Origin of the sequence: Kitasatospora aureofaciens (assembly GCF_001188955.3) — a bacterium.
In the GTDB taxonomy this organism is placed as follows: Bacteria; Actinomycetota; Actinomycetes; order Streptomycetales; family Streptomycetaceae; genus Kitasatospora; species Kitasatospora aureofaciens.
The window spans coordinates 42,651-66,071 of record NZ_JPRF03000035.1 but is presented as its reverse complement, the minus strand read 5'-3'; the positions used below and the strand labels follow the sequence as shown (position 1 = coordinate 66,071).

Genomic DNA, 23,421 nt, shown 5'->3' with positions numbered 1-23,421 from the left:
ACCGGAAGCCGCTCCGAAGGCGTCGCTGAGGGACACCAACCCCGAAGATCACCGAAGATCCCTGAAGATCAACGAAGAGTCGAGGAGCCCCCCAGCATGCCCGGCACCGCCACCCGCTACCTCTACCTCGCCCGCCACGGCGAGGCCACCTCGGACGGCCCGGACGGCGGGGGACTCACCGCCGCCGGACGCCGCCAGGCCGTCCTGCTCGGCCGCCGCCTGGCGGACCGCCCGATCACGGCGGTGCACCACGGGCCGCTCCCCCGGGCCGCGCAGACCGCCCGGCTCATCGGGGAGCAGCTGCGCGGGGCGGCGGTGTCGGCCTGCGAGGAGGCCGACGACTACGTCCCCTGCCTGCCCGCGGCCGACGAACTTCCCACCGACAGCGCGGAGTTCCTGCTGCAGTTCCTGTCCGGCGCCTCGGCGGAGGAGCTCGCCCGGGGTCCGGAGCTGGCCCGCCGGGCCGTCGAACGGTTCACCGGGCCGGTCCCGGGCGGCGAGGAGCGGCACGAACTGGTCGTCACCCACGCCTTCCTGGTCGGCTGGCTGGTCCGCCACACCCTGGACGCACCCAGGTGGCGCTGGCTCGGCCTCAACGCCGCCAACGCGGCCCTCACAGTCCTGCGCTTCACCCCCGGGCGCCCCTCCTCCGTCCTCCTGCTGAACGACCAGGGCCACCTGCCCGAGGACCTGCGCTGGACGGGCTTCCCGCCCGAACTGCGGATCTGATGCCGCGCTCTCGGAAACGCCTCGACCGACCGCGGAGGATGCGGCAGCGATCACCCCATGGCCAACGGCGGCCCCGGCTCCTGCCGGGACGCCGGTCAGTGCCGCCGCCGGTCAGTGCCGCCGTCGGTCACTGCCCGCGGCCGAAGACCAGTTCCGTCCAGCTGACGCCCTCCCGACCGTGCAGGTCGGGGCGGGCGCCGCGGTGGAGCAGTCGGAGGCCGCGGGCCCGCGCCAGGGCGATGGTGTGCTCGGGCGGCAGGTCGAACATCCGGCGGCCGGGCGGGACGGGGCCGTGGCGGAGAGTGAGGGCCAGGCGGCCGCCGGGGGCGAGCAGGCGGCCCAGGGCGTCCATGGCGGGCGGGCCTTCGGCAGGGGTGAGGTGCATCCACACCGCCGTGAGCAGGATGAGGTCGAAGCGCTCACCCTCGGCGCTCAGCCGGGGCAGCGCGGGCAGCGCGTCCGCCACCCACCGGATGTCCGCGTCCGGGTGCAGGCGCCGGCCCACGGCCCGCAGTTCGGGCGTCGGTTCGGCGGCCACCACCCGGTGGCCGAGGGCCGCGAGAGCCGCCGCGTCGCGTCCGGTGCCGGCGCCGACGTCCAGGACGGCGGCGGGCGCGGCCGGGTAGAGGTGCAGGAGCGAGTGGTGGACCTCGGTGAAGGCCACGCTCTCGTACTGGACGGCGAGTTGCTCCGCCGCCTCGCCATAACCGGCGGTGCCGGCCGTGCCCGCGGCACTCATGGCGTCCGCGGCACTCGTGGCGTCCGCGGCGCTCATCGGACCGTCCCCGCCGACTCCCGGACGACCACCGCGTCCCCGGCCGCGGCCGCGCCCGCGAAGAAGTCCCGCAGTTCGCGCAGGTCGTTGACGACGCGGGTGGCCCAGGTCTCCGACCAGGGCGGCGCGGAGTCGAGTTGGGCGACCCGCCGGGCGAGCACGGTGTTCTGCTGACGGACGAGTTCGCCGAGCGCCGAGCCGCGCAGGAAGGCGGAGGCGGCGGCGACCTGTTCGGGGCGCAGCACCAGCATCTCGGCCCCGGCCGCCGGGCGGGCACCGCCGTAGACGGGCAGTCGGGCGGCCGGGTCGGGATGCAGTCCGTTCTCGGTGAGCGCGAGCTCCATCAGGGCGGCGGTCTGCCGCACCCCGAGGGCGAGTCCGTCGGCGGCCAGCCGGTCGTACCGGTGGTCGCGGCTCCGGGGCACCAGTTCGCCGAGCTCCTCGGGCGAACAGGTGTCCACGGCCCGACCCGGCAGGCGACACCAGAAGTGATCCACGCTCACCCGGAAAGCGTAGCGAACGGCGGCACGGTGATCGGTGGATCAGGCCTCTCCGGGGTGCCAGGCCGGCCATTCCCAGGGGCGGTCGGCCCAGTGCACCTTGGCCGGGTCACGCGGGTCGAGGCCGGGGAAGAGCTGGTGGATCCGGGGTTCGAACTCCTCGGGGGCGAGCGGTTCCCAGCCGTGCCCCTCGAAATGGACGAGACGGTAGCGGCTGTCGGTCCGGAACTCGGCCACCTCGATCAGGTGTGCGGTCGTGCTGTTGGTCTCCATGACCCCCAGCATGTGGCGCGGTGGCAATCCCCGCCCGTCCAGACCCCTCTTCCGGGTCATGTCCCGGCGTCCGCGCGCTCGTTGAGCACGGAAAGGTACGGCGGGGGCGCGCTGGAAGGACGAGCAGATGACTGGGCAGCCCACCGGAGGACAGTGGCAGTGGCCGTCGAACGCCTGGCAGCCGCCACCGGTCCCTGTTCCGCCCCAGGCGGGGCCGCCACGGACGGGCCCGCCGGTGGCTCCGCCGCCGGAGCCGCCGCGCCGTTCGCGGAAGGTGTGGGCGGTGGCGGCGGGCGGGACGCTCGCGGTGCTGGCGGCGGTCCTGGTGATGTGCGGTCCGGGCTCGGGTGACGACGTGCGGGTGGTGGCCCTGCCGGACGCCTCGCCCTCCGCCACCCCGTCGGACGTGCTGACGGACGGCACGCCCGCGCCGTCCCCGCTGCCGTCCCCCACCAGCGCCGAGAGCGCTGTGGCGAGCATCGGTGCCCCGGCCACTTCGGCGGCCACTCCGGCGGCCGCCCCGGCCGGGCCGGAGCACGCCGACGGCCGGCACCCGAGCCCCAGTGCCCACCCCAGGTCGGGCCGCACCCCGCACCCCAGCCCCGGCACCCGCCCGACGTCGGGCGGCGGAGCCCAGACCGTCCCCTCCCTCGGCCCGGGCAGCATCTGCGACCAGGCCGAACGCATCGGCCGCTGGCCGGCCGGCTCCCAGCAGGGCCGCCTCTGCCGCGAGTTCTACGGCTGATTCCGGGCGGGGGGCGTCGGACCTCAACGGTGCGACGCGTACAGGGACTTACTCGAATGCAGCTGCCGGTTGCGGGGCCCGTCCCCTCCGGAGCCGCCCCGGCCACGCACCGGGGCAGCTCCCTCATCCGCGGGGACCGGTCACGGCGCGCCCAGCAGTCCCTTGTCCAGCCGGGGCGCCAGCACCTGGGCGAGGGTGTCCGTGATGTGCCCGGTGTCCCGGTAGAGCACCACGCCCTCCAGCACCGCCGGGCAGCTCGGGCCGCTGCCCGGGCAGAGCAGCGGCCCGAGGTCGAGCGTCCGGACGCCGTAGCGGGCCGCGAGGCCGCCGTCGAGCATCGGGTCGGGCTCGAAGGCGGTGTCGCGGGGGAAGAAGCATGCGTCGGAGCGGCCGTCGGAGGCGGCCAGGCAGGTGGGGATGTCCTTGCCCGGCATCGGGGTGTCGCCGAGGTAGGCGAGCGGGGCGCCGAGCGCGGCGAGCCGGTCCAGGGTCCGGGTCCAGCCGACGGTCCGCTCCTCCTGGCTGCCGTAGCGGTTGAGCCCGGCCATCAGGACCAGCCGGGGTTCGGGGCCGGAGGTGAGCCGGGTGAGGGTGTCCTCGCGCCAGCGGTCGCATTCGTCGTAGGTGCGGCCGAGGACGTCGTTGCGCACGGTCAGGGTGGCCAGCGGGCAGCCGGGCTTGACCAGGACCTCCAGCGCCCAGTGCCGCTGTTCGGCCATCTTCAGCCCGGCCGAGATCCACTGTCCGGCGTGCGAGTCGCCGAGCAGCACGATCCGGTCGGGGCTGTTCTCGTCGCCGAAGAGGCAGCGTGGGCTGCTGTCGGCGTTGAGCGGGATCTCGCAGCCCTTGCCGGGCGGGAAGTCCTCCCGGGCCCGGGCGAGCGAGGGGGTGAGGCCGAGCACCCGGGTGCCGGGCGCGAGCAGGGTGGGCCCGTCGACGGCTCCGGCGGGTGCGGCGGTCCGGGTGTTCGTGGCGCCGCCGAGCGCGCGGACGGTGCCGCCGCCGAGGGTGAGGGCGGCGATCAGCGGGATGACCAGGGCACTGGCGCCGACGGCGAGGCCGCGCCGGGGTGCCGGGCTGCTGCCGTACCGCAGCGGCTGCTCGACGAGGCGCAGGGTGAGCCAGGCGGGCAGCGCACTGGCCGCGGTCAGGGCGAGCAGCACCGTCCAGGGCAGCTGGCCGTAGCGGGCCTGGGCGATGATCAGCACCGGCCAGTGCCACAGGTACCAGGCGTACGAGAGGCGCCCGGCGGCACGCAGCGGGCGGGTGGCGAGCAGTCCGCCGACGAGACGGTCGGAGGGGCCCGCGAGCAGCACGGCGGCGGTGCCGAGGACGGGCAGCAGCGCGGCCGCGCCCGGGAAGGGGGTGGTGCGGTCGTAGAGGAGGATCGACCCGAGCACGGCTGCCAGGCCCGCCCAGCCGAGCGGCCGCAGCGTCCGGGTGACGGCGCGCCCCGGCGTGCGGGTGGCGAGGGCGCTGCTCAGCAGGGCCGCGCACGCCCCGGCGGCGAACTCCCAGAGTCGGCTGCCGGTGGAGAAGTAGGCGAGCGGCGCCGAGGCCGCGGTCCAGCGCAGGCACAGGGCCAGCGAGGTGCCGCCGACGGCCAGGGTGGCGAGGGTGATCGCCAGGGAGCGGCGCCGCCCGTGCAGGTAGCGGGCGAGGCCGAGCAGGAGGGCGCCCCAGAACAGGTAGAACTGGTTCTCCACACCGAGGGACCAGAAGTGCTGGAGCGGGCTGGGGTCGCGTTCGGCGGCCAGGTAGTCGGTCTGCTGGCCGACGAAGCGCCAGTTGGCGTACTGGCCGGCGGCGGCGATCAGGTCGCGGGCGAGGTCGGTGCCGCGCAGCGGGTCGAGCAGGGCGCCGCCGGCGGCGGCGGTGGCGACCAGCACGGTGGCGGCCGCGGGCAGGATGCGCCGGGCACGGCGGGCGGCGAAGTCCCAGAGGCCGAGCGGGCGGCCGGTGAGCAGGCCGGTGATCAGGAAGCCGGAGATGACGAAGAAGATGTCGACGCCGACGTAGCCCCCGGTCGGGCCGGGGACCGCCGCGTGGAAGGCGAGGACGGAGAGCACGGCGATCCCGCGCAGTCCCTCGATGTCGGGGCGGAAGGTGCTGCGGCGGCGGGGCCCTCCCGTCGGCAGCACCTCGCCGGAGGCGGAGGCGGAGGCAGTGGGAACAGCGGCGGCCTGCCGGTCCACCCGGACGACTCCGGGCAGCAGTTCTTCGGAAGGCGTGGACGACGTCGGTGGTACGGCCGTGGACACGGCGGTGCTCCTTGCTGGGGAGGCAGCGGTGGTCGGGCCCGCCGGGCCGATGGGGCGGCCGGTCGGCGGGATCCGCGCCGGTGGGGCGACGCGCAAGGAAACGAGGCGGTGGGAGCAGACGGTCAGAAGAGCAGCGGATCGGCCCAGCCGGAGGCCAGCACCCCGCACAGCAGCAGTACGGCGGTGACGGCGACGGCCTCCGCCCGCCCGAAGCCGGGGCCGCAGCCGAGGTCCGAACCGAGGCCGGAGCCGAAGCCGTAACCGTGCTCGGAACCGTGGCCGGAGCCGAGGCCGGTACGGCGCCGCACCGGTGGGGCGACCTCCCCGGCGGTTCCCTGGCCCCGGCCGAGCAGCGGCCACAGGGCCCGGATCAGCGGGATCATGGTGTACGCGGTGAGCCCGAGCAGCGCGGCGAGCGCCCAGAACGGCCGCCAGCCGTACTCCAGCGCGGCGCGCACCAGGCCCGCGCTGCCCGCGAGGACGACCAGGCCGAGCCAGCCGACGCCGATCCGGGCGACGGACCGGGCCAGTGACGTCCCGCCCGAGACGGCGCCGGTGGGCACCCAGTCGGCGGAGCGGCGGCGCAGCGCGTGGCCGATGGCGACCACGTGGCAGAGCCCGCCGAGGAGTTGGACCCTGGTGACCTCGAAGCGCCAGCGGGTGCGGGACATCGCGGGCAGCAGCACGAGGGCGACCCAGATCGGCGGCAGGAAGGGGAGCACCTGCCAGGGCCGGATCTCCCCGGGTGCGAAGAACAGCATGATCAGCGCGGGCAGCGGTACGGCGAACACGTTCACCGCGCTGGTCAGGTAGCCGAGGATGCCGTTCCAGAAGCAGAGCCGGGCCGAGCGCGACAGCGGCCCCTTGCGGAAGTCCGGGTCGCGGACGAGGGCGAGCGAGCCGAGGCACCAGCGGTACTGCTGGCTGATGAAGGCGGGCAGGCCGGTGGGCGACATGCCCTTGGCGACCAGCGCGGGCACGTACCGGGTGCTCCATCCGACGTGGGCGAGGGCGAGACCGGTGTAGAGGTCCTCGCTGTGGTCGATCTCCGCGAAGCCGCCGATCCGCTGGAGGGCGGCGCGGCGGTAGAGCGCGTTGGTGCCGCAGCAGACGGTGCCGTCCTGGGCGTCCCGGGAGGGCTGGATCCAGCGGTAGAAGATCTCCTGGGTGGCTCCCGCGGCGCGTTCGAGCCAGGACATGTCGGCGTCGGTGTCGAAGCACTGCGGGCTCTGCACGATGCCGACCCCGGGGTTGTCGAGGTAGGGCACCAGGTGGTGCAGGAAGTCGGGGCGGGGGCAGAAGTCGGCGTCGAGCACGGCGACGATCTCGCCCTCGCCCGTGGCCAGGCCGTGGTTGAGGTTGCCGGCCTTCTTGAACCGGCCCCGGTCGGGGCGGGCGTGGTAGCGGAAGCCGTAGGACTCGGCGAGCCGGCACACCTCGGGGCGGTCGGCGTCGTCGAGGACCAGGACGGTGAGCTCACCGGGCCAGTGGACGGCGGCGGTGTGCCGGTAGGCGTTGTCGAGGACGGCCAGCGGCTCGCCCGCGGTGGGCAGCAGCAGGTCCACGCTCGGGTGGCGGGCGGGGTTCCAGGCGCGCAGCAGCAGGTCGTGCGAGTCGCGGGTGTAGCGGCGGGCGCGCTGGCCGTCGGCGAGCGAGAGCAGCCAGGTGGCGGCGTTGAGCAGGGTGAGCAGCAGGAACGGCCACAGCAGCGGCTTGCTCAGCGCGAACAGGCCGAGGGTGGCGGTGGCTCCCGCGTAGGAGAGGGTGGCGCACAGCAGCACCCATCGGCGCTGCGGGCCGAAGTACCAGTAGAGCTCCTCGTCGTCGGGCGGGCTCGGCAGGCGGAGGTCGGGGTCCGCGGCTGTCCGGCGCGGGCCGGTGTCGGGTGCTGGCACGGTGGTGCCATGGAGTACGGGCATGCGGAGACGGCCCCCCTGGGCGTCGGGCGGAACCTTGCCGTTCGACCCCAGCCTCTCACATTGGTCTGGACCAATTATGAACGAGGTGTGACAACTCCGCATCGCCCCAGCTCAGCCAGTTGACGTTGCGTCAGCGAGACGACGAACCATCAAACGATCAACGAACCGGGCGCGGCGCGAACCACGGCCCGCCCCCGGACCCGCCGCCCTCACACCCCCTTCAGCTCCTTGGTCAACAGCTCGAACCGAAGGTCCGGCCGACGCGGGACGCCGAAGCGCTCGTCGCCGTACGGGAAGGGGCTGTAGACGCCGGTACGGCGGAACCCGCGCCGCTCGTACCAGGCGATCAGGTCGCCGCGCTGCTCGACCACCTTCATCTCCAGCAGCCCGACACCCCACTCCTCCCTGGCCAGCCGCTCCGCCTCGGCCAGCACCACCCGGCCGATCCCGCCGCCCTGCAGCGTCGGGCGCACCGAGAACATGCCGAAGTAGGCGCGGTCCGGCCGCCGCTCCAGCTGGCAGCAGGCGACCAGTTCGCCGTCGCGCTCGACCAGCAGCACCACCCCGTCCGGATCCTGGACGGCCTCGGAAACGCTCGTCGCATCGGTACGCTGCCCGTCCAGCAGGTCCGCCTCGGTGGTCCAGCCGGCCTTGCTGGCCTCGCCCCGGTAGGCGGACTCGACCAGCTCGACCAGTGCCGGGACGTCGGCGAGGGTCGCGGTGCGGAAGACGGGCTCCCCGGCGGGTACGGCGCCGGGCCCGGTGGCGGTGTCGGACATGCCGCTGGTCCTTTCCTCGGAAAAGTCGACTTCCGGGGCATGGTGCCACAGGTCACCGAGTTCACGGTGTGGCGGCAGACACCTGGCGCAGCCGGCGGGCACATGGCCACCCTGCCTCCCGACCGGATCAACCACCGGACGACGCCGGGCCGTTGGGCCATCCACACCCGTACGCACACCCGCACCAGCCGAGAGCTCCCGAACTCCCTCTCGCAGCCGGAGGTTTCCGAGGGTGCCCCGGATCCGGTTCGCGTGCTCGGACCAGGTCACTCCGAAGCATCCCGCAGCTCCGGCCGTGTACGAGAAGCCGCCCGGGGTAGCCGAGCGGCATGCTGACACTCGGAGTCGAGGAAGAGTACCTGCTGGTCGATCCCCGCGACGGCATGCCACTGCCCCGGGCCGCCGAGGTCCTGGCCACCGCCTCACTGGCGCCCGCGCTGCGCCCCGCCGAGGCGCAGCACGAGCTGCTCCAGGTCCAGGTGGAGAGCGCGACGCCGGTCTGTGAGGACCTGGCGGGGGTGGCCCGCCACCTGGCCCGGGTACGCGCCGGGCTGAACGCGGCCGCGGCCCAGCACGGCTGCCGGGTCGTACCGGTCGGCTCGGCCCCGTTCGGGCCGCCGGGCCCGGTGCCGGTCACCGACGCCGAGCGTTACCGGCGGGCCCACCGGCAGGCACCCGCGCTGGTCGACGACCTGATGCTCAACGGCATGCACGTCCACGTCGGCGTCCGCGACGAGGAGGAGCGCCTGGGCGCCCTGGTGCGGCTGCGGCCCTGGCTGCCGGTACTGATCGCGCTGAGCGCGAATTCGCCCTACTGGCGCGGCGCGGACACCCGTTTCGCCAGCTGGCGCACGGTCCAGTTCGACCAGTGGGCGGTCAGCGGGCCGCCGCCCGCCTTCCGCGACGCCGCGGACTACCGGCAGCGGGTGGCGGCACTGCGGACTGCCGGAGCGGTGGCCGACGCGGGGCAGCTGTACTGGCACGCCCGGCTGTCCGAGCGCTATCCGACCGTGGAGGTGCGGGCGGCGGACGTCCAGCTGACGGTCGCCGACGCCGAGCTGTTCGCCGGCCTGGTCCGGGCCCTGGTGACCACCGCTGTCCTTGAGGAGCGGCAGGGGCGCCCGCGCCCGCGGACCCCCGAGGAGCTGCTACGGGCCGCGACCTGGCACGCCGCCCGCACCGGGCTGCACGGGCAGCTGGTCTCCCCCGCCGACGGCACCGCCCGCCCGGCCGCCGCCGTGGTCGAGGAGCTGCGCGCCTACCTCGCCCCGGGCCTGGAAGCGGCCGGCGACACCGGCCGGGTGGCCGAGCTGTGGCGGGAGTTCGACCGCACGGGCAACGGCGCGGACCGCCAGCGGCGCTGGTACCGCGAGCAGGGCTGGGCCGGACTGGCAGAGCACCTGGTGGGCTCCACCGTCACCGTCACGCCCTGAGGGGCCGGCCGGCCCGCCCGGAGGGAGTCCGCGGGGCGCTGCCGCTCATCCGGGCGGGCCGGCCTCCTCCGGTCGGGACCTGTTCAGGACGGGCTGCGCCGGACCGGGCCAGCGTCGGGTTGGTCCTCGTCGTCGGAGGGGTGGATCTCCTGCTGCTCGTCCGGGTCGATCTCGACGCCTTCCAACGGGGAGCCGGAACCCGTGCCGTGGTCGGGCTGGTAGCCCTCCCGTGCGGATGCGGTGCCGGGGACGGTGCGCTCGCGCGGCTGCGCCTCCGCGCCGCTGGATCCGCCCACCCCTCCCGGGCCGACGGGCGATTCCTGCTCCTTCTGGTCTGGGTCCTGCCGGTCCCTACGGTCGTCGTCCGGTCGTTCGCTGCTCATGACGCTCACCTCGGTGCGTAGCCGCCGGTACCCGCTCACGGGCCGGGGCGCTCGGGATCGGGACGGCCCCGCCAGGAGGCCGCCGACCCGCCTTCACTCCGCGCGTACCCGCTCCGTCCGGGCGAAACAACCGAGCCCCGTCGGAGCGGGCACTTCACGGCCCGAGGACGGATGGACGCGGCATCATGTCCGTCACCTCCCTCGCCGTCGAGGACTGGTGGCAGGACCGCCCGCTGCGCCTGTCCAGCGTCGCGCAGTGGAACGCGACTGGTTCGGTCAGCCGTCGGCAGCGTTCCACCGTCGCCGCTCACGACGGAGCGGCCGCCGCACTCCGGGGTGCGGCGGCCGCTCCTCGACGCGGGGTACGGCTCAGCGCGGGTCGATCAGCTCCGGGGCGTACACCGTGCCCAGCGGCTCCGGCCCCACGTACTGCTGGCAGTTGCACTGCCCGGGCTCGTAGCGCACCGGGCGGCGGTCGGCGTCCCAGGCGGTGGGCGTCTCGACCACCTCGTGGCAGCGGCCCTGCTTGTCGTGCTTGGCCAGGTGGTGGGTGCAGCCGCAGACCGGCTCGGGCGGCCGGTTGGCCGCGTCCAGGGCCAGGCGCTGCTGGTGCTGGGCCTCGAGCAGTTCGAGCTTGCGCTCGTGCCGCTCCTTCACGTCCCGCCGCACCCGGTTGGCGATCGATCCGCCCCCGTAGAGGACGGCGGGCACCAGCCACCACAGGTTCCACAACGAGTCCATCGACGCCCCCACCCATCCCGTTCTGTCTGGTGCAGATCATACGACTGACCAGCTCAGACGGTTGACCGGGAGCTCCCGCCCCCAGGCCTCAGCGGATGATCGGCAGCACCGGCTCCGAACCGCGCCCCGCCGCCGCCTCGATGAAGGCCACCGGGTCCGCGGCCTCGGCCAGCAGTCCGCGGGTGAAGTGCAGCGCCCCCTCCACGGGCGCCGGTCCGCCGACGGCGGCGATCAGGTCGAGCAGGTGGACGGTGGCCTCCATCAGCGCCAACTCGCCGAGCGCCCCCACCGTCACCTTCCCGAGCAGCTGGTGCGCCACCACGGTGTCGGGCGCGAGGTCCGCGATCGCGGCCAGGGCGGCCGGGCCCTCGGTGCCGAACCGGGCGATCAGCACGGCGGGTTCGGTCGCCTTGGCGGCCTCCTTGGCCATCTCGGCGATCTGCCCGGCGGCGGTGTGGGCCAGCCCGCCCGGCTGGTTGAACACCCGCAGGATCTCCGCCCCGCCGGTCAGCCCGGCCGGGCCCTCGACCACGGCCTCGCGCAGCTCGGAGAACTGCCCCGGCGCCGGTGCCACGTGCGCGTAGAGGTCCCGGACGGTCCATTCGGACAGCCGGGTGGGCCGGTCCCAGTCCTCCGCGCTCAGGGTCGCGCCGCGCTCCGCCCAGGACATCCAGACCTCGGCCAACAGCTCGCTCACACGGTCGTTCTGATCGGCCATCAGTACCTCCTCGAACCAAAGTCCACCGGAGCCACCACGCTACCCGTCCTCACCGACCGAGCCTCCCGCACCCCCTCCGCACGCCGGAGGTCAGACCCGGGCGCCGAGCATCCGCAGCACCAAGTCGCCGTAACGGCGGCCGAGTTCCTCCGGCGTCTCGGAGGAGCGCTCGGTGTACCAGCGGGAGACGTCGATGCCCAGCGAGGTCACTGCGCGGGCAGCCGTGCGCACCTCCGCGACCTCGAACTCCCCGGCCGCCGCGCCTGCCTCGATCAGCGCGCTGACCTCGCGCTCGATGTCCAGGCGCAGCGCCGCGACGACGGCGTAGGCGTCCTCGGGCAGCGCGTGCAGCTCGTAGTTGACCACCCGGCCGACGGTACGGGCCCGGGCGTGCCAGGCGGTGAACTGCTCGACCATCCGACGCATCCGCTGCGCCGGGCCGCCGTCCCCGGCCGCCGCCGCCCGCACCAGCGCGAGCGTGGCGGTGTGCCCGGCCTGGCTGATCTCGGCGAGCAGGGCGGCCTTGGACTGGTAGTGGATGTACAGCGCGGCGGGGCTCATTCCGGCCGCGGTGGCGATGTCCCGGGTGGTGGTGGCGTGGAAGCCGCGCTCCGCGAACGACTCGACGGCCGCCTGGAGCAGCCGGTACGCCGCCTCGGGGCGGGTGTCGGCGCCGGGCAGGGTCGGCCAGAGGTCGGCGATCGGCGTGCTGGTCATGGCGCCATCCTCCCAGAGGATTCGTACGGGCTTTCCCGTCGGCCGTCCGTCGTGGTCCGGCGGACTGTTGACAGGCTGCCGCACCGACACCATGCTGAGCAAGCGCTTAGTCAGTCCAGCCGCCCGGTCAGCCCACGCCGACCCGGTCGGCAGTCTCGAACTCAAGACCCTCGCGGGAAAGGCAGGACCCTCCGTGGTGCACTCCTTCAAGGGCCGGGTGGCCGTCGTGACCGGATCGAGCCGCGGCATCGGCCTCGGCATCGCGCGCGAACTGGTCGGGCGCGGCGCCAAGGTCTGCCTCACCGCCCGCAACGCCGAGCCGCTCGCCGAGGCCGTCCGCGACCTCGGCGGTCCGGAGAACGCGATCGCCGTCGCGGGCAAGGCCGACGACCCGGCCCACCAGGAGGAGGCCGTCGCCCGCACCCTGGAGGCCTTCGGCCGGCTCGACCACCTGGTCAACAACACCGGCATCAACCCGGTGTACGGGCCGGTCCTGGAGACCGAGGAGGCCGCCGCCGCCAAGATCATGGCCGTCAACGTGCTCGGCCCGCTGGCCTGGACCCGCCGGGCACACGCCGCCTGGATGGGCGAGCACGGCGGCTCGGTCGTCAACGTCGCCTCGATCGCCGGCATCCGCGCCTCCCTCGGGATCGGCATGTACGGCGTCAGCAAGGCCGCGCTGATACGGCTCACCACCGAACTCGGCGCCGAGCTGGGCCCGCAGGGCATCCGGGTCAACGCCGTCGCCCCGGCCGTGGTGAAGACCAAGTTCGCCGAGGCGCTGTACGAGGGCCGCGAGGAGAAGGTCGCCAAGGCCTACCCGCTGGGCCGGCTCGGCGTCCCGGAGGACATCGCCGGGGCGGTCGCCTTCCTGCTCTCCCCGGCGGCCGACTGGATCACCGGCCAGACCCTGGTGGTGGACGGCGGAGTCACCCTCGGCGGTGGCCTGTGAGCGAGCACGGCGCCTTCGAGGGCCAGGGCGTGGTGGTGACCGGCGCCGGCCGGGGCATCGGCGCCGCGCTGGCCCGGGCCTTCGCCGCGTCCGGCGCCCGGGTGGTGGTCAACGACCTGGACGCCGGGGCCGCCCGCGCGGTCGCCGAGGACTGCGGCGGCGTCGCACTGCCCGGGGACGCCGCCTCCGCCACCGGTCTGGCCGCCCTGGTCGGCCGGGCCCGCGCGGAACTCGGCGAGATCGACGTGTGGTGCGCCAACGCGGGCGTCGCCCCGGTCGGCGGCGCCGACGCGCCCGCCACGGCCTGGGCGAGCGCCTGGGAGGTCAACGTGCTGGCCCACGTCCGGGCCGCCGAACTGCTGCTCCCCCACTGGCTCGAGCGCGGCCAGGGCCGCTTCCTGGCCACCGTCTCCGCCGCCGGGCTGCTCACCATGCTCGGCTCGGCGCCGTACGCCGTCAGCAAGCACGGCGCACTCGCCTTCGCCGAGTGGCTGTCCGCCACCTACCAACACCGGGGCGTCAAGGTGCACGCGCTGTGCCCGCAGGGCGTGCGCACCGACATGCTGGCCTCCACCGGCGCGGTCGGCGAGGCGCTGCTCGCGCCGACCGCGCTGGAGCCGGAGGTCGTCGCCGGAGCGGCGCTCGACGCGCTGCGGGAGGACCGCTTCCTGATCCTGCCGCACCCCGAGACCGCCGAGTACTACCGCGTCCGGGCCACCGACCCGGACCGCTGGATCGCCGGGATGAACCGGCTCCAGCAGGGACTGGAGAGGAGCGAGGTGCTGTGAGGGCCTGGCAGGTGGGTGAGCTCGGCGAGCCGGCCGCGGTGATGCGGCTGGCCGACGACGTGGCACGGCCGGTGCCCGGCCCGGGGCAGCTGCTGGTGCGGGTCCGGGCCGCGGCGGTGAACTTCCCGGACGCGCTGATGGTGCGCGGGCAGTACCAGGTCCGTCCGCCGCTGCCGTTCACCCCCGGGGTGGAGCTGTGCGGCGAGGTCGCGGACGGCGCCCGGCGGGGCGAGCGGCTGATCGGCAACCCGGTGCTGCCGCACGGCGCCTTCGCCGAGTACGCGCTGCTGGACGCCGCGGCCGCGTTCCCGGCGCCCGAAGCGCTGGACGACGCCGAGGCGGCGGCGCTGCACATCGGCTACCAGACGGCCTGGTTCGCCCTGCACCGCCGGGCCCGGCTGCGGGCCGGGGAGACCCTGCTGGTGCACGCGGCGGCGGGCGGGGTCGGCAGCGCGGCCGTCCAGCTCGGCCGGGCCGCCGGGGCCCGGGTGGTCGCCGTGGTCGGCGGCCCGGCCAAGGCGGAGACGGCCCGTGCCCTCGCTGCCGACCTGGTGGTCGACCGGACGGCCGGGGACTTCGTCGCCGCCGTCAAGGAGTTCACCGGCGGGCGCGGCGCCGACGTGGTCTTCGACCCGGTCGGCGGTGACGCCTACACCGGCTCCACCAGGTGCGTGGCCTTCGAGGGCCGGATCGTGGTGGTGGGCTTCGCCGCCGGGCAGATCCCGGCGCCCGCGCTCAACCACGCCCTGGTGAAGAACTACGCGATCCTCGGCCTGCACTGGGGCCTCTACAACACCCACGACCCGCGCGCCGTCCGGGCCGCCCACGACGAGCTGACCAAGCTCGCCGAGCAGGGCGTGGTCCGGCCGCTGGTCAGCGCCCGGGTGCCGCTGGCCGGGGCGGCCGAGGCCGTCCAGCTGGTCGCCGACGGGCGCAGCACGGGCCGGATCGCGGTGCTAGCCGACTGACGCCGCCCCGGCGATGACCTCCAGGGCCGGGCGGGGCGGGCGGCCGAGCAGGGCCGCCAGATCGCCCGGCCCGCCCGGCCCGGCCAGGAAGCCGTGGGCGATCGCCGAGTAGGTGCCCAGCACCATCGGCACCTGGAAGTCGAGGGCGTCCGAGGCTGCCACCGACGCCCGGGCGTCGGTGAGCCGGCCCGGGCGGTACTCGGCGCCCAGCACCTCGGCCACCTCCGCGCCGCCCACCGCCCGCTCCCCCACCAGCTCGTACGTCCGGCCGGCGTGCCGCGCGGGTGCCAGGGCGACGTTCACCGCCACCTCGGCGAGGTCGGCCCGGGCCACCGCCGCCAGCCGACCGGTGCCCAGCGGCGCGGTGATCACCCCGTCCGGGCCGGGAGCGGCGATCCCGGCCAGCAGCTCCGCGTAGAGGCCGTTGCGCAGCACCGTCCAGCGCAGGGTGCCGGACTCGCGCAGCCGCCGCTCGGTCCAGCGGTGCGCCAGCGCGTAGGGCAGGTGGTCGCCGTCGCCGGACAGGCTGGTATAGACCACGTGCTCGACGCCGGCCTTCTCTGCGGCCTCGATCGCCGCGCCGTGCCGGGCGGTCACCACGTCGTCCTCGGCGGCGCCCGCCGAGATCAGCAGCAGCGTCCGTACGCCCCCAAAGGCCGCGGCCAGGGTCTCCGGCCGGTCGAAGTCCACCAGCCGGGCGGGCAGTTCGGCCCGGACCTGGTCGGGTGTCCGGCTCCCGGCGACGACGTCCGCACGGCCGGCGAGGCGCTCCAGGACGAGGGCGCCGAGCCCTCCGTTGACACCGGTGACGAGCAGCATGTTTCTCCTTCGGACGGCTGGTCGCTGAGGACGTGACCATCCTCGGTAGCCTGGGCCTCCGGCGTAAGGAGGCACTTCCATGTCAGTAGGGCACACCGCGGTAACCACCCGCCGGCCGGTGGTCTGGTGCGACGACGGCGTCGACTGCGGCATCCGCGACCTGCTGAACCGCCTCGGCGACCGCTGGTCGGTCCTGGCCGTCGTCGAACTCGCCCAGGGCGTACGGCGGTTCCGCGAGCTGCAGCGCGCCCTGCCGGGGATCTCGCAGCGGATGCTGACCCTGACGGTGCGCCGCCTGGAGCGCGACGGCCTGGTCTCCAGGACCGTCCACCCGACCGTCCCCCCGCAGGTGGAGTACGAGCTGACCCCGCTCGGCCACAGCCTCACCCACCTGGTGCGGGCGATGGTCGACTGGTCCTACTCCCACCACGACGCGATCGTCACCTCCCGCCGGGAGTGGGACGAGGCCAACCCGGGCTCGGAGATCCGCTGACCGGGCACGGCCCGTGTAACGCCCCGGACGGCCCGAGCCAAGTAGTGGCGTAAGGCAGTGCTCGCCGTTCCAAGGAGTTCACCCGTGTCAGCGGAGCACCCGATAGCACCACCCTCGCGTGACCCGGCGGCCTTCGCCGTCTTCTACCAGCAACAGTTCGACGCCGTGCTCGGATTCGTCACCCGGCGCACCGACAGCGTGCACCTGGCGGCCGATCTGACGGCCGACATCTTCCTCACGGCGCTGGAGCAGGCCGACAACTACGACGCCCGCCGCGGCACGCCGGCCGCCTGGCTGTACGGCATCGCCCGCAACGTCGTGGCCTCGCACTTCCGCGGCAGTGCCCGCGAGTTCAGGGCGGTGGCCAGGATCGCCGGCCAGCGGATGCTGGACGACCAGGACGTGTCCGCGATCGAGGAACGCATCGACGCGGCCCGGGAGGCCCGGGCGCTGGCGGCGCGGCACGCCGCCCTGTCGGAGCCGCTGCGCGCGGTGCTGGACCTGGTGACCGTCGACGGGCTGGCCGTCCGCGAGACCGCCAAGGCGCTGGGCATCACCGCCGCCACCGCCCGAGTGCGACTGCACCGGGCCCGCAAGGCGCTGCAGAAGGCCGCCCCGCCGACCGGCACACCCGGCAGCACCGACAGCACCGCCACCCGGGGCACCCCGGAGACCCACGACACCGCCGGCACGTCCGTGAACCTTCTGGAGGTTGCCCCGTGACCACGCCCGCCCACTTCCGGCAGCAGCTCGCCGACGAACTCACCGCCCGTGCCGCCGACCTGCCCGCCGCGGCCGCCCCGGTCCGGGTCCGGCCGCGCCACACCCGCAGGGTGGTGGTGACCGGCTTCGGGCTGGCCGCGGCCGTCACTGCGGTCGTCCTGGTACCGCACACCGGCGCCACCCCCGCGACCCCCGCGGCTCCTGCGGCTCCCTCGGGCCCGTCGGCTCCCGTACCGTCGGCCACCGCTGTGCGGCTCAGCACCGCCTCCTACACGGTGACCCCCAACAAGGACGGCACCGTCTCCTTCCAGCTGATGGGCGCCGAATGGTCCGGGCTCCAGGAGGCGCTGCGCTCCGTGGGAGTGCCGGCCCTGGTCATGAAGCCCTCGGCGTCCTGCCGCACCTCGGTGGCCACCAATAGCAACGGACTGGAGGAGGTGATGTCGCTGGACCCCGCCAACGGCCGCATCGCCGTCCTTCATCCGGCCGCCATCCCGCCCGGTGAGAGCCTGCTTCTGCTCAACACCGTCCCCGAGGGATCGCTCCACCCGGCCACGGTCGGAAGCCTGGACATCTCGCTGACCAAGGAGACTCCCAGCTGCTTCCCGCTCTCCCAGACCAACGTGGTCGGCGTGGGCTGAACACCCTGAGCTGGGGCCGCCCCGGCTCGGCGGGGTCGGACGCACCGTCGGCAAGCCGGTGCGCACCGCCCACCGACGCCGGGCCGGGCCGGGCCGGTTCAGGCCACGGCCGCACCCGGATGGCTCACCAGGCCTCCTTGCCGCGTCCGGGTGCGCGCCGTTTCCATGGCTCCATGAGCCGACGGGATCTCGTTCTTCTGACCGACCACAGCTCGACCGAAGGCACCCGGGAGGCGATGGCCGTCGCCGCCCGGCGGCTGACCGGCCGCGAGCCAGTCCAGCTGGACGCCCGGCACTTCATGACGGGCAGCGCCGCCTGCACCGGCCGGATCGAGGCGGTGGGCGACGGGACCGTCCGACTGGAGGCCGAGGGGCGCGTCGTGACGACGGACGCGGTGGTCGTCTACGAGATCCCGCCGCACTGGCGCCCCGCCTTCGCCCACTGCCAGCGGCTGCTGCGCGCCTCCGGCGTCCGCTCGCTGGGCACCGACGTCGAGGCCTGGCGCACGGCGACCGAGAAGGACCGCACGGTCGAGCGTTTCACCCGCGACGGCGTACCGCACATGCCGACGATCACGCTCTCCCGGCCGACGCCGGAGGCCGCCGCCGAGGCCTTCGCACGACTCGGCGGCGACGTCTGGGCCCGGCCGTGCGTCGGCATGGGCGGGAACGACGTCTTCCACGTCACCGACCACGCCCAACTCGCTGCCGCAGCACGGCACTACGCTGACCTCGGGCAGGACTGGCTGATCGCCCGGGACGCCCGGAACTTCACCGCCGACGGGCGGCGCCACCAGTACCGGGTGGTCGTCCTCGACGGCCGGGCCGTCCGCGCGGTGGAGCACGTCCAGCCGGATCCGGACGCCCCCTGCAACGAGTGCCAGGGCGCCTCCTCGACCACCCTGGAGATCGACGAACTACCGCCTGGTATAGCGGAGTTGGCGATCCTCGCGACCAAGTCCCTGGGCCTCCCGCTGGCCGGCGTCGACCTCGCCGCCGAGAGCGGCGGCGTGGTCTTCGAGGTCAACGTCCACCCGGCCTTCGGCCGCACCCTAGGCGTGGACCAGATCGCCGCCCCGTACGTCGCAGCACACCTGCACTCCTGAAGCAAGGTTTCGACCGAAATTCAACCCTCGAACACCAGACCACCCATGATGAGCCGTTCGCATGAATACGTAAGCCGACTCTACTAGTTCGCCAACGAGCGATGCTCAAATTGGCACGCACTCGAGCCCGAGCTGCTGAAGCCCACCACGGTCGTGTGCGATCCGCACGACCTTCAGCGAGAACGGAACCGACTCGTCATGGTGTTTGCTCTCCGCAAGACCCTCGCCGTCGCGGCCCTGGCGCTGACGGCCTCCTTCCTGCCGGCCGTCGGGGCGGGCGCCGCCGACACCGCGCAGGCGAGCCCGCGCACCCCCGGCCTCTACTGCCTCGCCAACACCTGGAACACCCCGAACATCGGCACCAAGCCGTGCTACCCCAGCGACCTCGGCCAGCACTGGACCCTCTCGGGCGAGCAGATCTCCCTCAGCAACGCCCGGGGCTACTGCCTCGCCAACACCTGGGGTACCCAGACCGTCTCGGTGAAGCCGTGCGACCCCAATGACCAGGGGCAGTACTGGACCGTCTCGGGCCAGCAGATCACCCTCACCTTCGCCCCGGCCCACTGCCTCGCCAACGTCTGGCAGAGCCCGAGCGTCGGCACCAGGCCGTGCAACGCCGCCGACCCCGGACAGCACTGGGTGGTCTTCGACGACCAGATCAGCCTGGCGCTCGCCTGACGAACCCCGCCGCCGTGCCCGGGGCCACTCCAGTCGGCCCCGGGCACGGCCCTGTCCTGCGCAAGGGACTACCGCTCGTACGTCATCTCCGGGAAGCGTGCCGAGGGGCCGTCCAGCAGGTGGTCGTCGTGGCCGCGCAGCCAGCGGTCGAAGAAGGACGCCACGTAGGAGCGGGTGGCGAGTTCGGCGCGGTCGGGGCGGATGGTCCCGACCTCCGAGGCCAGCCCTTCGGGGCTGATCGCGCCCTGGCGGGCGAGTTGGGGCAGCAGGGACTCCGCATCGGTGTAGGAGCCGTGCCGGGAGCCCTCCAGGGTGAGGTCGGCGTGCCAGCCGGTGCTGTTCTGCCACAGCGCGTCCCAGCCGGGCTGTCCGTGGTAGCTGCCGGAGTCGTTGCTCCTGGTGCCCATCAGCAGGAACGGGCGGTCCAGGCCGTCCTGGGTGACGCTCGGCAGGAAGACGCCGGTCTGCCCGTCCGGGCCGGGGAAGTGCATCTGACCGTCCATGTTGATCCCGGCCGCGATCCGCGGGTCGTCGTGCATGGTCTGCAGGGCGGTGAAACCGCCCGCCGAGTGGCCGACCATGCCGATCCGGTGGAGGTCCAGCGAGGCGGCGAGGCCGGTCGGCAGGCCGGAGAAGCGGCGCAGCCCGGCGAGTTCGTCCAGCACGAAGCGGGTGTCGTCGACCCGGGTGGCCATGGACTTGCGCAGCACGGCGCCGATGTCCAGGCCGGGCTGCCCCATCATGGCGGGGAACACCGAGGTGGCCAGGTCCCCGCCGGGGAAGGCGACTTCGGAGGCGTCGTAGGTGTGGTCGATGGTGACGACGACGTAGCCGCGCGAGGCGAGGTCCTCGACCAGGGCCGTGCCCCAGCTGCGCGGGTCGCCGAGCCCGGGCGAGTACAGCACCACCGGGCGCGATCCGCCGGGGCGGGCCGGCGCGTCCTGCCGGGCGTGGGTGAGGATGCCGGACCAGTCCGTACTGCCGGGCTGCAGACCGTAGTTGAGCTTTCCCGCGCCGGTGTCGCTGCCGAAGTGCTCCCCGGCGGAGGGCGCCATGTAGCGGGCCCGCTCCTGCCCGGCGGCCGGGCGGGCGGTCGGGTACCAGAAGCTGATCATCAGCTCGCGCTCGTGCCCGGGGTGCCAGGGGTCCTCCCGCCCGGCGTCGGTCAGGTGCAGCGAGGTGGTCCCGATCGGGTACGGCCCGGTCGGCTGCGGCAGCCACGCCGCGGCCTGCCGTCCGCCACCGTCCGCCGGCGCCGCCACCGCCACCGCCCCGGGCGCACCCGCCACCCCGAGCGCCGCCGACGCCACCAGCAGTACCGCCGCCACGGCCCGTCCCCGCCTGCCCATCCCACTGCCTCCTCGTCGTGTTCCGTTGACGAGGGGAACGCTACGGGCGGGGCGGTCGGAATCCGTCATACCGAGGAGCCAAGTCGTCCTGGGTACTCGGGTATGACCCTCGTGCGGGCGCTACCGCCCGAGATGGTCGGCCAGGGCCTCCACGGTGCGGCGCCGCATGGTGTACATCGAGACCGCGGAGCCGTCCGCGAAGCACAGCCGGAACCTCGCCATGGCCTGGAGTCGCGGGCGCCGTTCCACCCGCGCCACCACGCTGCGCGGGACGTGCCACAGCAGTCGGCCGACCTTGCGGATGTCCGGCCCGACCGTGACGAAGGCGGTCCGGCGGTCGGTCACCACCAGCAGCTTGGCCGCCACCCCGCCCTCCGCCTTCGGGAAGCTGCGGGCGATGCTGCCCGACTCCCCCGTCACCGCACCGATCCGCGCCAGCGCGTTGCCGATCGCCGCTCCGGCGCCGTCCCCGACCCCCTCCGCCCCGGCGGCCGGAATTACCTTCGCGACGTCCACCAGGTCTTCGCCCGGCTCCAGCAGAGGTTGCACAGCCGGTCGGTAGCGGTTCATCAGAGCCTCAGTCATGCCCGTCAGAGTAGAAGGGGATCACCGAGGACCGAACGCGAGGGCTGCCTCATCGCGCATCAGCGGTACCGCTTGAGCTCCCGGCGGGCCAGCGAGCGCTTGTGGACCTCGTCCGGCCCGTCGGCGAGCCGCAGGGTGCGGTTGCCCGCCCACAGCTGGGCCAGCGGGGTGTCCTGGCTGACGCCCGCGGCGCCGTGGGCCTGGACGGCCTTGTCGAGGATCCACTCGACGGTGCGCGGGGTGGCGATCTTGATGGCCTGGATCTCGGTGTGGGCGCCGCGGTTGCCGACGGTGTCCATCAGCCAGGCGGTCTTGAGGACGAGCAGCCGCAACTGCTCGATCCGCACCCGGGATTCGGCGATCCAGTCCTGCACCACGCCCTGCTCGGCCAGCGGACGGCCGAAGGCCACCCGCTCGCTCGCCCGGCGGCACATGAGCTCCAGAGCGCGTTCGGCGATGCCGATGGCCCGCATGCAGTGGTGGATCCGGCCCGGGCCGAGCCGGGCCTGCGCGATGGCGAAGCCGGTGCCCTCCTCGCCGATCAGGTTCTCGGCCGGGACGCGGACGCCGTCGAACAGCACCTCGGCGTGGCCGCCGTGGTCGGCGTCGTCGTAGCCGAAGACGGTCATGCCGCGCTTGACGGTGACGCCCGGGGTGTCGCGCGGGACGATCACCATGCTCTGCTGGCGGTGCGGTTCGGCGGTCGGATCGGTCTTGCCCATCACGATGAACAGCTTGCAGTCCGGGTTCATCGCGCCGGTGATGTACCACTTGCGGCCGTTGACGACGTACTCGTCGCCGTCGCGCTCGATCCGGGTGGCGATGTTGGTGGCGTCCGAGGAGGCGACCTCGGGCTCGGTCATCGCGAACGCGGAGCGGATCTCGGCGTCGAGGAGCGGGCGCAGCCAGCGCTCCTTCTGCTCGGCGCTGCCGAACTGGGCGAGCAGCTCCATGTTGCCGGTGTCGGGGGCGGCGCAGTTGAGGGCGGGCGGGGCCAACTGGATACTGCGGCCGGTGATCTCGGCGAGCGGGGCGTACTGGAGGTTGGTGAGTCCGGCGCCGTGCTCGCCGGGGATGAAGAGGTTCCACAGGCCCTGCTTGCGGGCCTCCGCCTGGAGGTCGGCGACGACGGACGGGACGGCCCAGGGCTCACGGGCGGGGTCGGCGAGCTGGGCGGCCAGGACGGGCTCGGCGGGGTGGACGTGCTGGTCCATGAACGCGAGCAGCTGCTCACGGAGTTCGTTCGTGCGGGCGTCGTAGGCGAAGTCCATCAGTTCTCCTTGAGGGTGCCGAGGCCGTGCCGGGCGAGGATCGGGGCCATCTCGCCCGCGCGCTCAAAACCGGCGCCCAGGGTGCGGCCCTGCTGGAAGCGGTAGTGGATGCCCTCGGCGACGGCGGCCAGCTTGAAGGAGGCGAAGGCCACGTACCAGTCGAGGTCGGCGGCCTGGCGTCCGGTCAACTCGGCGTAGTACGAGACGATTTCGTCGGCCTTGGGGAAGCCGGGGGCGGTCATGGCGGAGGGGATGATGCCGCCGCCGACGCCGGCCAGCTCGGTGTACATCACCAGGAGGCCGATGTCGGTGAGCGGGTCGCCGAGGGTGGACATCTCCCAGTCGAGGACGGCGGTGATCGTGTCGGAGTCGTCGACCAGGACGTTGTCGAGGCGGTAGTCGCCGTGGACCAGGGCGGGGGCCGGAGAGGTCGGGAGGCGGTCGGAGAGGAGGGCGTGCAGCCGGTCGAGGTCGGGGAGGTCGCGGCTGCGGGAGGCGGCGAGCTGCTTGGACCAGCGGCTCAGCTGGCGCTCCAGGTAGCCGTCGGGCCGGCCGAAGTCGGCGAGGCCGACGGTGGACGGGTCGATCCTGTGGAGGGCGGCGAGGGTCTCGACCAGGCGGCGGCCGAGCGCGGCGACCCGCTGTTCGCCGACGGCGGCCAGGGTCGTCCGGGACCGGTGCGCGACGCCCGGGACGTGCTCCATGAGGTACCAGGGAGCGCCGAGGACGTCGGTGTCGTGGTCGATCAGGAGCATGTTCGGGACGGGAACGCCGGTGTCACGGAGGGCGGACATCACGCGGTACTCCCGGCCCATGTCGTGCGCGGTGGCCAGGACGTGCCCGAGCGGGGGGCGGCGCAGGACCCAGCGGGAGGCGTCGTCGCTGAGGACGTACGTGAGGTTGGAGCGGCCCCCCTCGATGAGGTCGGCACGCAGAGACCCCTGGACGATCCCCGGGAGCTTTTGGTCCAGGTACGAGCGGAGGCGGCCCAGATCCAGGCCGGGCGGATCGGCGGGGGTCTCGGACATCGGGCGGCTCCTGAGGGTGGCGAGATCGATGACTAAGCGCTTGCTTA

At 74.1% G+C, this 23,421-nt stretch carries 26 protein-coding genes; 11 read left to right on the top strand and 15 right to left on the bottom strand.

Going from position 1 to position 23,421, the window contains the following annotated elements; all coding sequences use genetic code 11:
* Positions 1-96 precede the first annotated feature (96 nt).
* Positions 97-729 (top strand): histidine phosphatase family protein, encoded by a 633-nt coding sequence (locus HS99_RS23880; RefSeq protein WP_030278629.1) that lies wholly within the window; start codon positions 97-99, stop codon positions 727-729.
* Positions 730-856: 127 nt separating this feature from the next.
* Here the strand turns inward: HS99_RS23880 and HS99_RS23875 are convergent, their stop codons facing one another.
* From HS99_RS23875 to HS99_RS23865, 3 genes are read right to left on the bottom strand one after another with little or no spacing between them, the layout of a single operon-like run.
* Positions 857-1,504, bottom strand: a complete 648-nt coding sequence (locus HS99_RS23875) for a class I SAM-dependent methyltransferase (RefSeq protein WP_223886159.1) — start codon at positions 1,502-1,504, stop codon at positions 857-859.
* Positions 1,501-2,007 carry a hypothetical protein gene (locus HS99_RS23870; protein WP_141763794.1) on the bottom strand — a complete coding sequence of 169 codons (507 nt, stop codon included), beginning with the start codon at positions 2,005-2,007 and terminating at the stop codon, positions 1,501-1,503. Before HS99_RS23870 ends, HS99_RS23875 begins: the two co-directional genes overlap by 4 nt.
* 39 nt (positions 2,008-2,046) lie before the next feature.
* Positions 2,047-2,277 carry a hypothetical protein gene (locus HS99_RS23865; protein WP_030278635.1) on the bottom strand — a complete coding sequence of 77 codons (231 nt, stop codon included), beginning with the start codon at positions 2,275-2,277 and terminating at the stop codon, positions 2,047-2,049.
* Between the two features lie 283 nt (positions 2,278-2,560).
* Between HS99_RS23865 and HS99_RS23860 the strand changes: the two genes are divergently transcribed.
* The gene (locus HS99_RS23860; protein WP_030278637.1) at positions 2,561-3,022 is read left to right on the top strand and encodes a hypothetical protein; all 462 of its coding nucleotides are present in this window, start codon (positions 2,561-2,563) and stop codon (positions 3,020-3,022) included.
* A gap of 140 nt (positions 3,023-3,162) precedes the next feature.
* Here the strand turns inward: HS99_RS23860 and HS99_RS23855 are convergent, their stop codons facing one another.
* The 3 genes from HS99_RS23855 to HS99_RS23845 all read right to left on the bottom strand — a co-directional run bounded on the left by HS99_RS23855 (position 3,163) and on the right by HS99_RS23845 (position 7,981).
* The gene (locus HS99_RS23855) at positions 3,163-5,283 is read right to left on the bottom strand and encodes an acyltransferase family protein (protein ID WP_198429356.1); all 2,121 of its coding nucleotides are present in this window, start codon (positions 5,281-5,283) and stop codon (positions 3,163-3,165) included.
* A gap of 122 nt (positions 5,284-5,405) precedes the next feature.
* The gene (locus HS99_RS23850; protein WP_078938721.1) at positions 5,406-7,202 is read right to left on the bottom strand and encodes a glycosyltransferase family 2 protein; all 1,797 of its coding nucleotides are present in this window, start codon (positions 7,200-7,202) and stop codon (positions 5,406-5,408) included.
* A 209-nt stretch (positions 7,203-7,411) separates the two neighbouring features.
* Positions 7,412-7,981 (bottom strand): GNAT family N-acetyltransferase, encoded by a 570-nt coding sequence (locus tag HS99_RS23845; RefSeq protein WP_030278644.1) that lies wholly within the window; start codon positions 7,979-7,981, stop codon positions 7,412-7,414.
* A gap of 329 nt (positions 7,982-8,310) precedes the next feature.
* On the opposite strand from HS99_RS23845, the gene HS99_RS23840 reads away from it, so the two are divergent.
* On the top strand, positions 8,311-9,414 hold the full coding sequence (locus tag HS99_RS23840; protein WP_030550599.1) for a carboxylate-amine ligase: 1,104 nt from the start codon (positions 8,311-8,313) through the stop codon (positions 9,412-9,414).
* 83 nt (positions 9,415-9,497) lie between these two features.
* On the opposite strand, the gene HS99_RS23835 is transcribed toward HS99_RS23840, so the two are convergent.
* The 4 genes from HS99_RS23835 to HS99_RS23820 form a co-directional block, all read right to left on the bottom strand.
* Positions 9,498-9,797, bottom strand: a complete 300-nt coding sequence (locus HS99_RS23835; RefSeq protein ID WP_043480473.1) for a hypothetical protein — start codon at positions 9,795-9,797, stop codon at positions 9,498-9,500.
* A gap of 369 nt (positions 9,798-10,166) precedes the next feature.
* On the bottom strand, positions 10,167-10,538 hold the full coding sequence (locus tag HS99_RS23830) for a hypothetical protein (RefSeq protein WP_030278648.1): 372 nt from the start codon (positions 10,536-10,538) through the stop codon (positions 10,167-10,169).
* An 88-nt stretch (positions 10,539-10,626) separates the two neighbouring features.
* The gene (locus HS99_RS23825; protein ID WP_030278651.1) at positions 10,627-11,256 is read right to left on the bottom strand and encodes a maleylpyruvate isomerase N-terminal domain-containing protein; all 630 of its coding nucleotides are present in this window, start codon (positions 11,254-11,256) and stop codon (positions 10,627-10,629) included.
* A gap of 90 nt (positions 11,257-11,346) precedes the next feature.
* Complete coding sequence (locus HS99_RS23820) at positions 11,347-11,973, bottom strand: TetR/AcrR family transcriptional regulator (protein ID WP_030550601.1); 627 nt, start codon at positions 11,971-11,973, stop codon at positions 11,347-11,349.
* A gap of 193 nt (positions 11,974-12,166) precedes the next feature.
* Between HS99_RS23820 and HS99_RS23815 the strand changes: the two genes are divergently transcribed.
* The 3 genes from HS99_RS23815 to HS99_RS23805 are packed head-to-tail and all read left to right on the top strand — an operon-like array spanning position 12,167 to position 14,681.
* On the top strand, positions 12,167-12,925 hold the full coding sequence (locus HS99_RS23815; RefSeq protein ID WP_037828198.1) for an SDR family oxidoreductase: 759 nt from the start codon (positions 12,167-12,169) through the stop codon (positions 12,923-12,925).
* Complete coding sequence (locus HS99_RS23810) at positions 12,922-13,713, top strand: SDR family NAD(P)-dependent oxidoreductase (RefSeq protein ID WP_030278657.1); 792 nt, start codon at positions 12,922-12,924, stop codon at positions 13,711-13,713. Before HS99_RS23815 ends, HS99_RS23810 begins: the two co-directional genes overlap by 4 nt.
* Positions 13,710-14,681 carry an NADPH:quinone oxidoreductase family protein gene (locus tag HS99_RS23805; RefSeq protein WP_030550603.1) on the top strand — a complete coding sequence of 324 codons (972 nt, stop codon included), beginning with the start codon at positions 13,710-13,712 and terminating at the stop codon, positions 14,679-14,681. Before HS99_RS23810 ends, HS99_RS23805 begins: the two co-directional genes overlap by 4 nt.
* Here the strand turns inward: HS99_RS23805 and HS99_RS23800 are convergent.
* Positions 14,670-15,500, bottom strand: coding sequence for an NAD(P)H-binding protein (locus HS99_RS23800; RefSeq protein WP_030278661.1), 831 nt, complete (start codon positions 15,498-15,500; stop codon positions 14,670-14,672). The two genes, HS99_RS23805 and HS99_RS23800, sit on opposite strands and share 12 nt — an antisense overlap.
* A gap of 79 nt (positions 15,501-15,579) precedes the next feature.
* Here HS99_RS23800 and HS99_RS23795 point away from each other — a divergent pair, with 79 nt between their 5' ends.
* From HS99_RS23795 to HS99_RS23775, 5 genes are all read left to right on the top strand, one after another.
* On the top strand, positions 15,580-15,993 hold the full coding sequence (locus HS99_RS23795) for a winged helix-turn-helix transcriptional regulator (RefSeq protein WP_030278663.1): 414 nt from the start codon (positions 15,580-15,582) through the stop codon (positions 15,991-15,993).
* 84 nt (positions 15,994-16,077) lie between these two features.
* Positions 16,078-16,716: an RNA polymerase sigma factor gene (locus tag HS99_RS23790; RefSeq protein ID WP_078938471.1), complete on the top strand. Its 639-nt coding sequence runs from the start codon at positions 16,078-16,080 to the stop codon at positions 16,714-16,716.
* Positions 16,713-17,357, top strand: coding sequence for a hypothetical protein (locus HS99_RS23785; RefSeq protein WP_030278668.1), 645 nt, complete (start codon positions 16,713-16,715; stop codon positions 17,355-17,357). The genes HS99_RS23790 and HS99_RS23785 overlap by 4 nt, the downstream gene beginning before the upstream one ends.
* A gap of 173 nt (positions 17,358-17,530) precedes the next feature.
* Positions 17,531-18,463: an ATP-grasp domain-containing protein gene (locus HS99_RS23780; RefSeq protein WP_030550607.1), complete on the top strand. Its 933-nt coding sequence runs from the start codon at positions 17,531-17,533 to the stop codon at positions 18,461-18,463.
* A gap of 198 nt (positions 18,464-18,661) precedes the next feature.
* Positions 18,662-19,141 (top strand): ricin-type beta-trefoil lectin domain protein, encoded by a 480-nt coding sequence (locus HS99_RS23775; RefSeq protein WP_037828201.1) that lies wholly within the window; start codon positions 18,662-18,664, stop codon positions 19,139-19,141.
* Between the two features lie 68 nt (positions 19,142-19,209).
* Here the strand turns inward: HS99_RS23775 and HS99_RS23770 are convergent, their stop codons facing one another.
* The 4 genes from HS99_RS23770 to HS99_RS23755 form a co-directional block, all read right to left on the bottom strand.
* On the bottom strand, positions 19,210-20,490 hold the full coding sequence (locus tag HS99_RS23770; RefSeq protein WP_030550609.1) for an alpha/beta hydrolase family protein: 1,281 nt from the start codon (positions 20,488-20,490) through the stop codon (positions 19,210-19,212).
* 120 nt (positions 20,491-20,610) lie between these two features.
* Positions 20,611-21,075, bottom strand: coding sequence for a hypothetical protein (locus tag HS99_RS23765; protein WP_141763793.1), 465 nt, complete (start codon positions 21,073-21,075; stop codon positions 20,611-20,613).
* Between the two features lie 59 nt (positions 21,076-21,134).
* Positions 21,135-22,346 carry an acyl-CoA dehydrogenase family protein gene (locus tag HS99_RS23760; protein WP_030550611.1) on the bottom strand — a complete coding sequence of 404 codons (1,212 nt, stop codon included), beginning with the start codon at positions 22,344-22,346 and terminating at the stop codon, positions 21,135-21,137.
* Entirely contained in the window at positions 22,346-23,374 is a 1,029-nt protein-coding gene (locus tag HS99_RS23755; RefSeq protein WP_030550612.1) for a phosphotransferase family protein, read from the bottom strand. The genes HS99_RS23760 and HS99_RS23755 overlap by 1 nt, the downstream gene beginning before the upstream one ends.
* Positions 23,375-23,421 lie beyond the last annotated feature (47 nt).

Bases quoted from the DNA above. Each gene is read 5' to 3' on its own strand.
- HS99_RS23775 (WP_037828201.1), top strand. From the start codon at position 18,662: ATGGTGTTTGCTCTCCGCAAGACCCTCGCCGTCGCGGCCCTGGCGCTG.
- HS99_RS23835 (WP_043480473.1), bottom strand. From the start codon at position 9,797: ATGAGCAGCGAACGACCGGACGACGACCGTAGGGACCGGCAGGACCCA.
- HS99_RS23875 (WP_223886159.1), bottom strand. From the start codon at position 1,504: ATGAGCGCCGCGGACGCCACGAGTGCCGCGGACGCCATGAGTGCCGCG.
- HS99_RS23780 (WP_030550607.1), top strand. From the start codon at position 17,531: ATGAGCCGACGGGATCTCGTTCTTCTGACCGACCACAGCTCGACCGAA.
- HS99_RS23765 (WP_141763793.1), bottom strand. From the start codon at position 21,075: ATGACTGAGGCTCTGATGAACCGCTACCGACCGGCTGTGCAACCTCTG.
- HS99_RS23850 (WP_078938721.1), bottom strand. From the start codon at position 7,202: ATGCCCGTACTCCATGGCACCACCGTGCCAGCACCCGACACCGGCCCG.
- HS99_RS23800 (WP_030278661.1), bottom strand. From the start codon at position 15,500: ATGCTGCTCGTCACCGGTGTCAACGGAGGGCTCGGCGCCCTCGTCCTG.
- HS99_RS23830 (WP_030278648.1), bottom strand. From the start codon at position 10,538: ATGGACTCGTTGTGGAACCTGTGGTGGCTGGTGCCCGCCGTCCTCTAC.
- HS99_RS23865 (WP_030278635.1), bottom strand. From the start codon at position 2,277: ATGGAGACCAACAGCACGACCGCACACCTGATCGAGGTGGCCGAGTTC.
- HS99_RS23825 (WP_030278651.1), bottom strand. From the start codon at position 11,256: ATGGCCGATCAGAACGACCGTGTGAGCGAGCTGTTGGCCGAGGTCTGG.
- HS99_RS23755 (WP_030550612.1), bottom strand. From the start codon at position 23,374: ATGTCCGAGACCCCCGCCGATCCGCCCGGCCTGGATCTGGGCCGCCTC.
- HS99_RS23840 (WP_030550599.1), top strand. From the start codon at position 8,311: ATGCTGACACTCGGAGTCGAGGAAGAGTACCTGCTGGTCGATCCCCGC.
- HS99_RS23820 (WP_030550601.1), bottom strand. From the start codon at position 11,973: ATGACCAGCACGCCGATCGCCGACCTCTGGCCGACCCTGCCCGGCGCC.
- HS99_RS23845 (WP_030278644.1), bottom strand. From the start codon at position 7,981: ATGTCCGACACCGCCACCGGGCCCGGCGCCGTACCCGCCGGGGAGCCC.
- HS99_RS23760 (WP_030550611.1), bottom strand. From the start codon at position 22,346: ATGGACTTCGCCTACGACGCCCGCACGAACGAACTCCGTGAGCAGCTG.
- HS99_RS23880 (WP_030278629.1), top strand. From the start codon at position 97: ATGCCCGGCACCGCCACCCGCTACCTCTACCTCGCCCGCCACGGCGAG.
- HS99_RS23770 (WP_030550609.1), bottom strand. From the start codon at position 20,490: ATGGGCAGGCGGGGACGGGCCGTGGCGGCGGTACTGCTGGTGGCGTCG.
- HS99_RS23795 (WP_030278663.1), top strand. From the start codon at position 15,580: ATGTCAGTAGGGCACACCGCGGTAACCACCCGCCGGCCGGTGGTCTGG.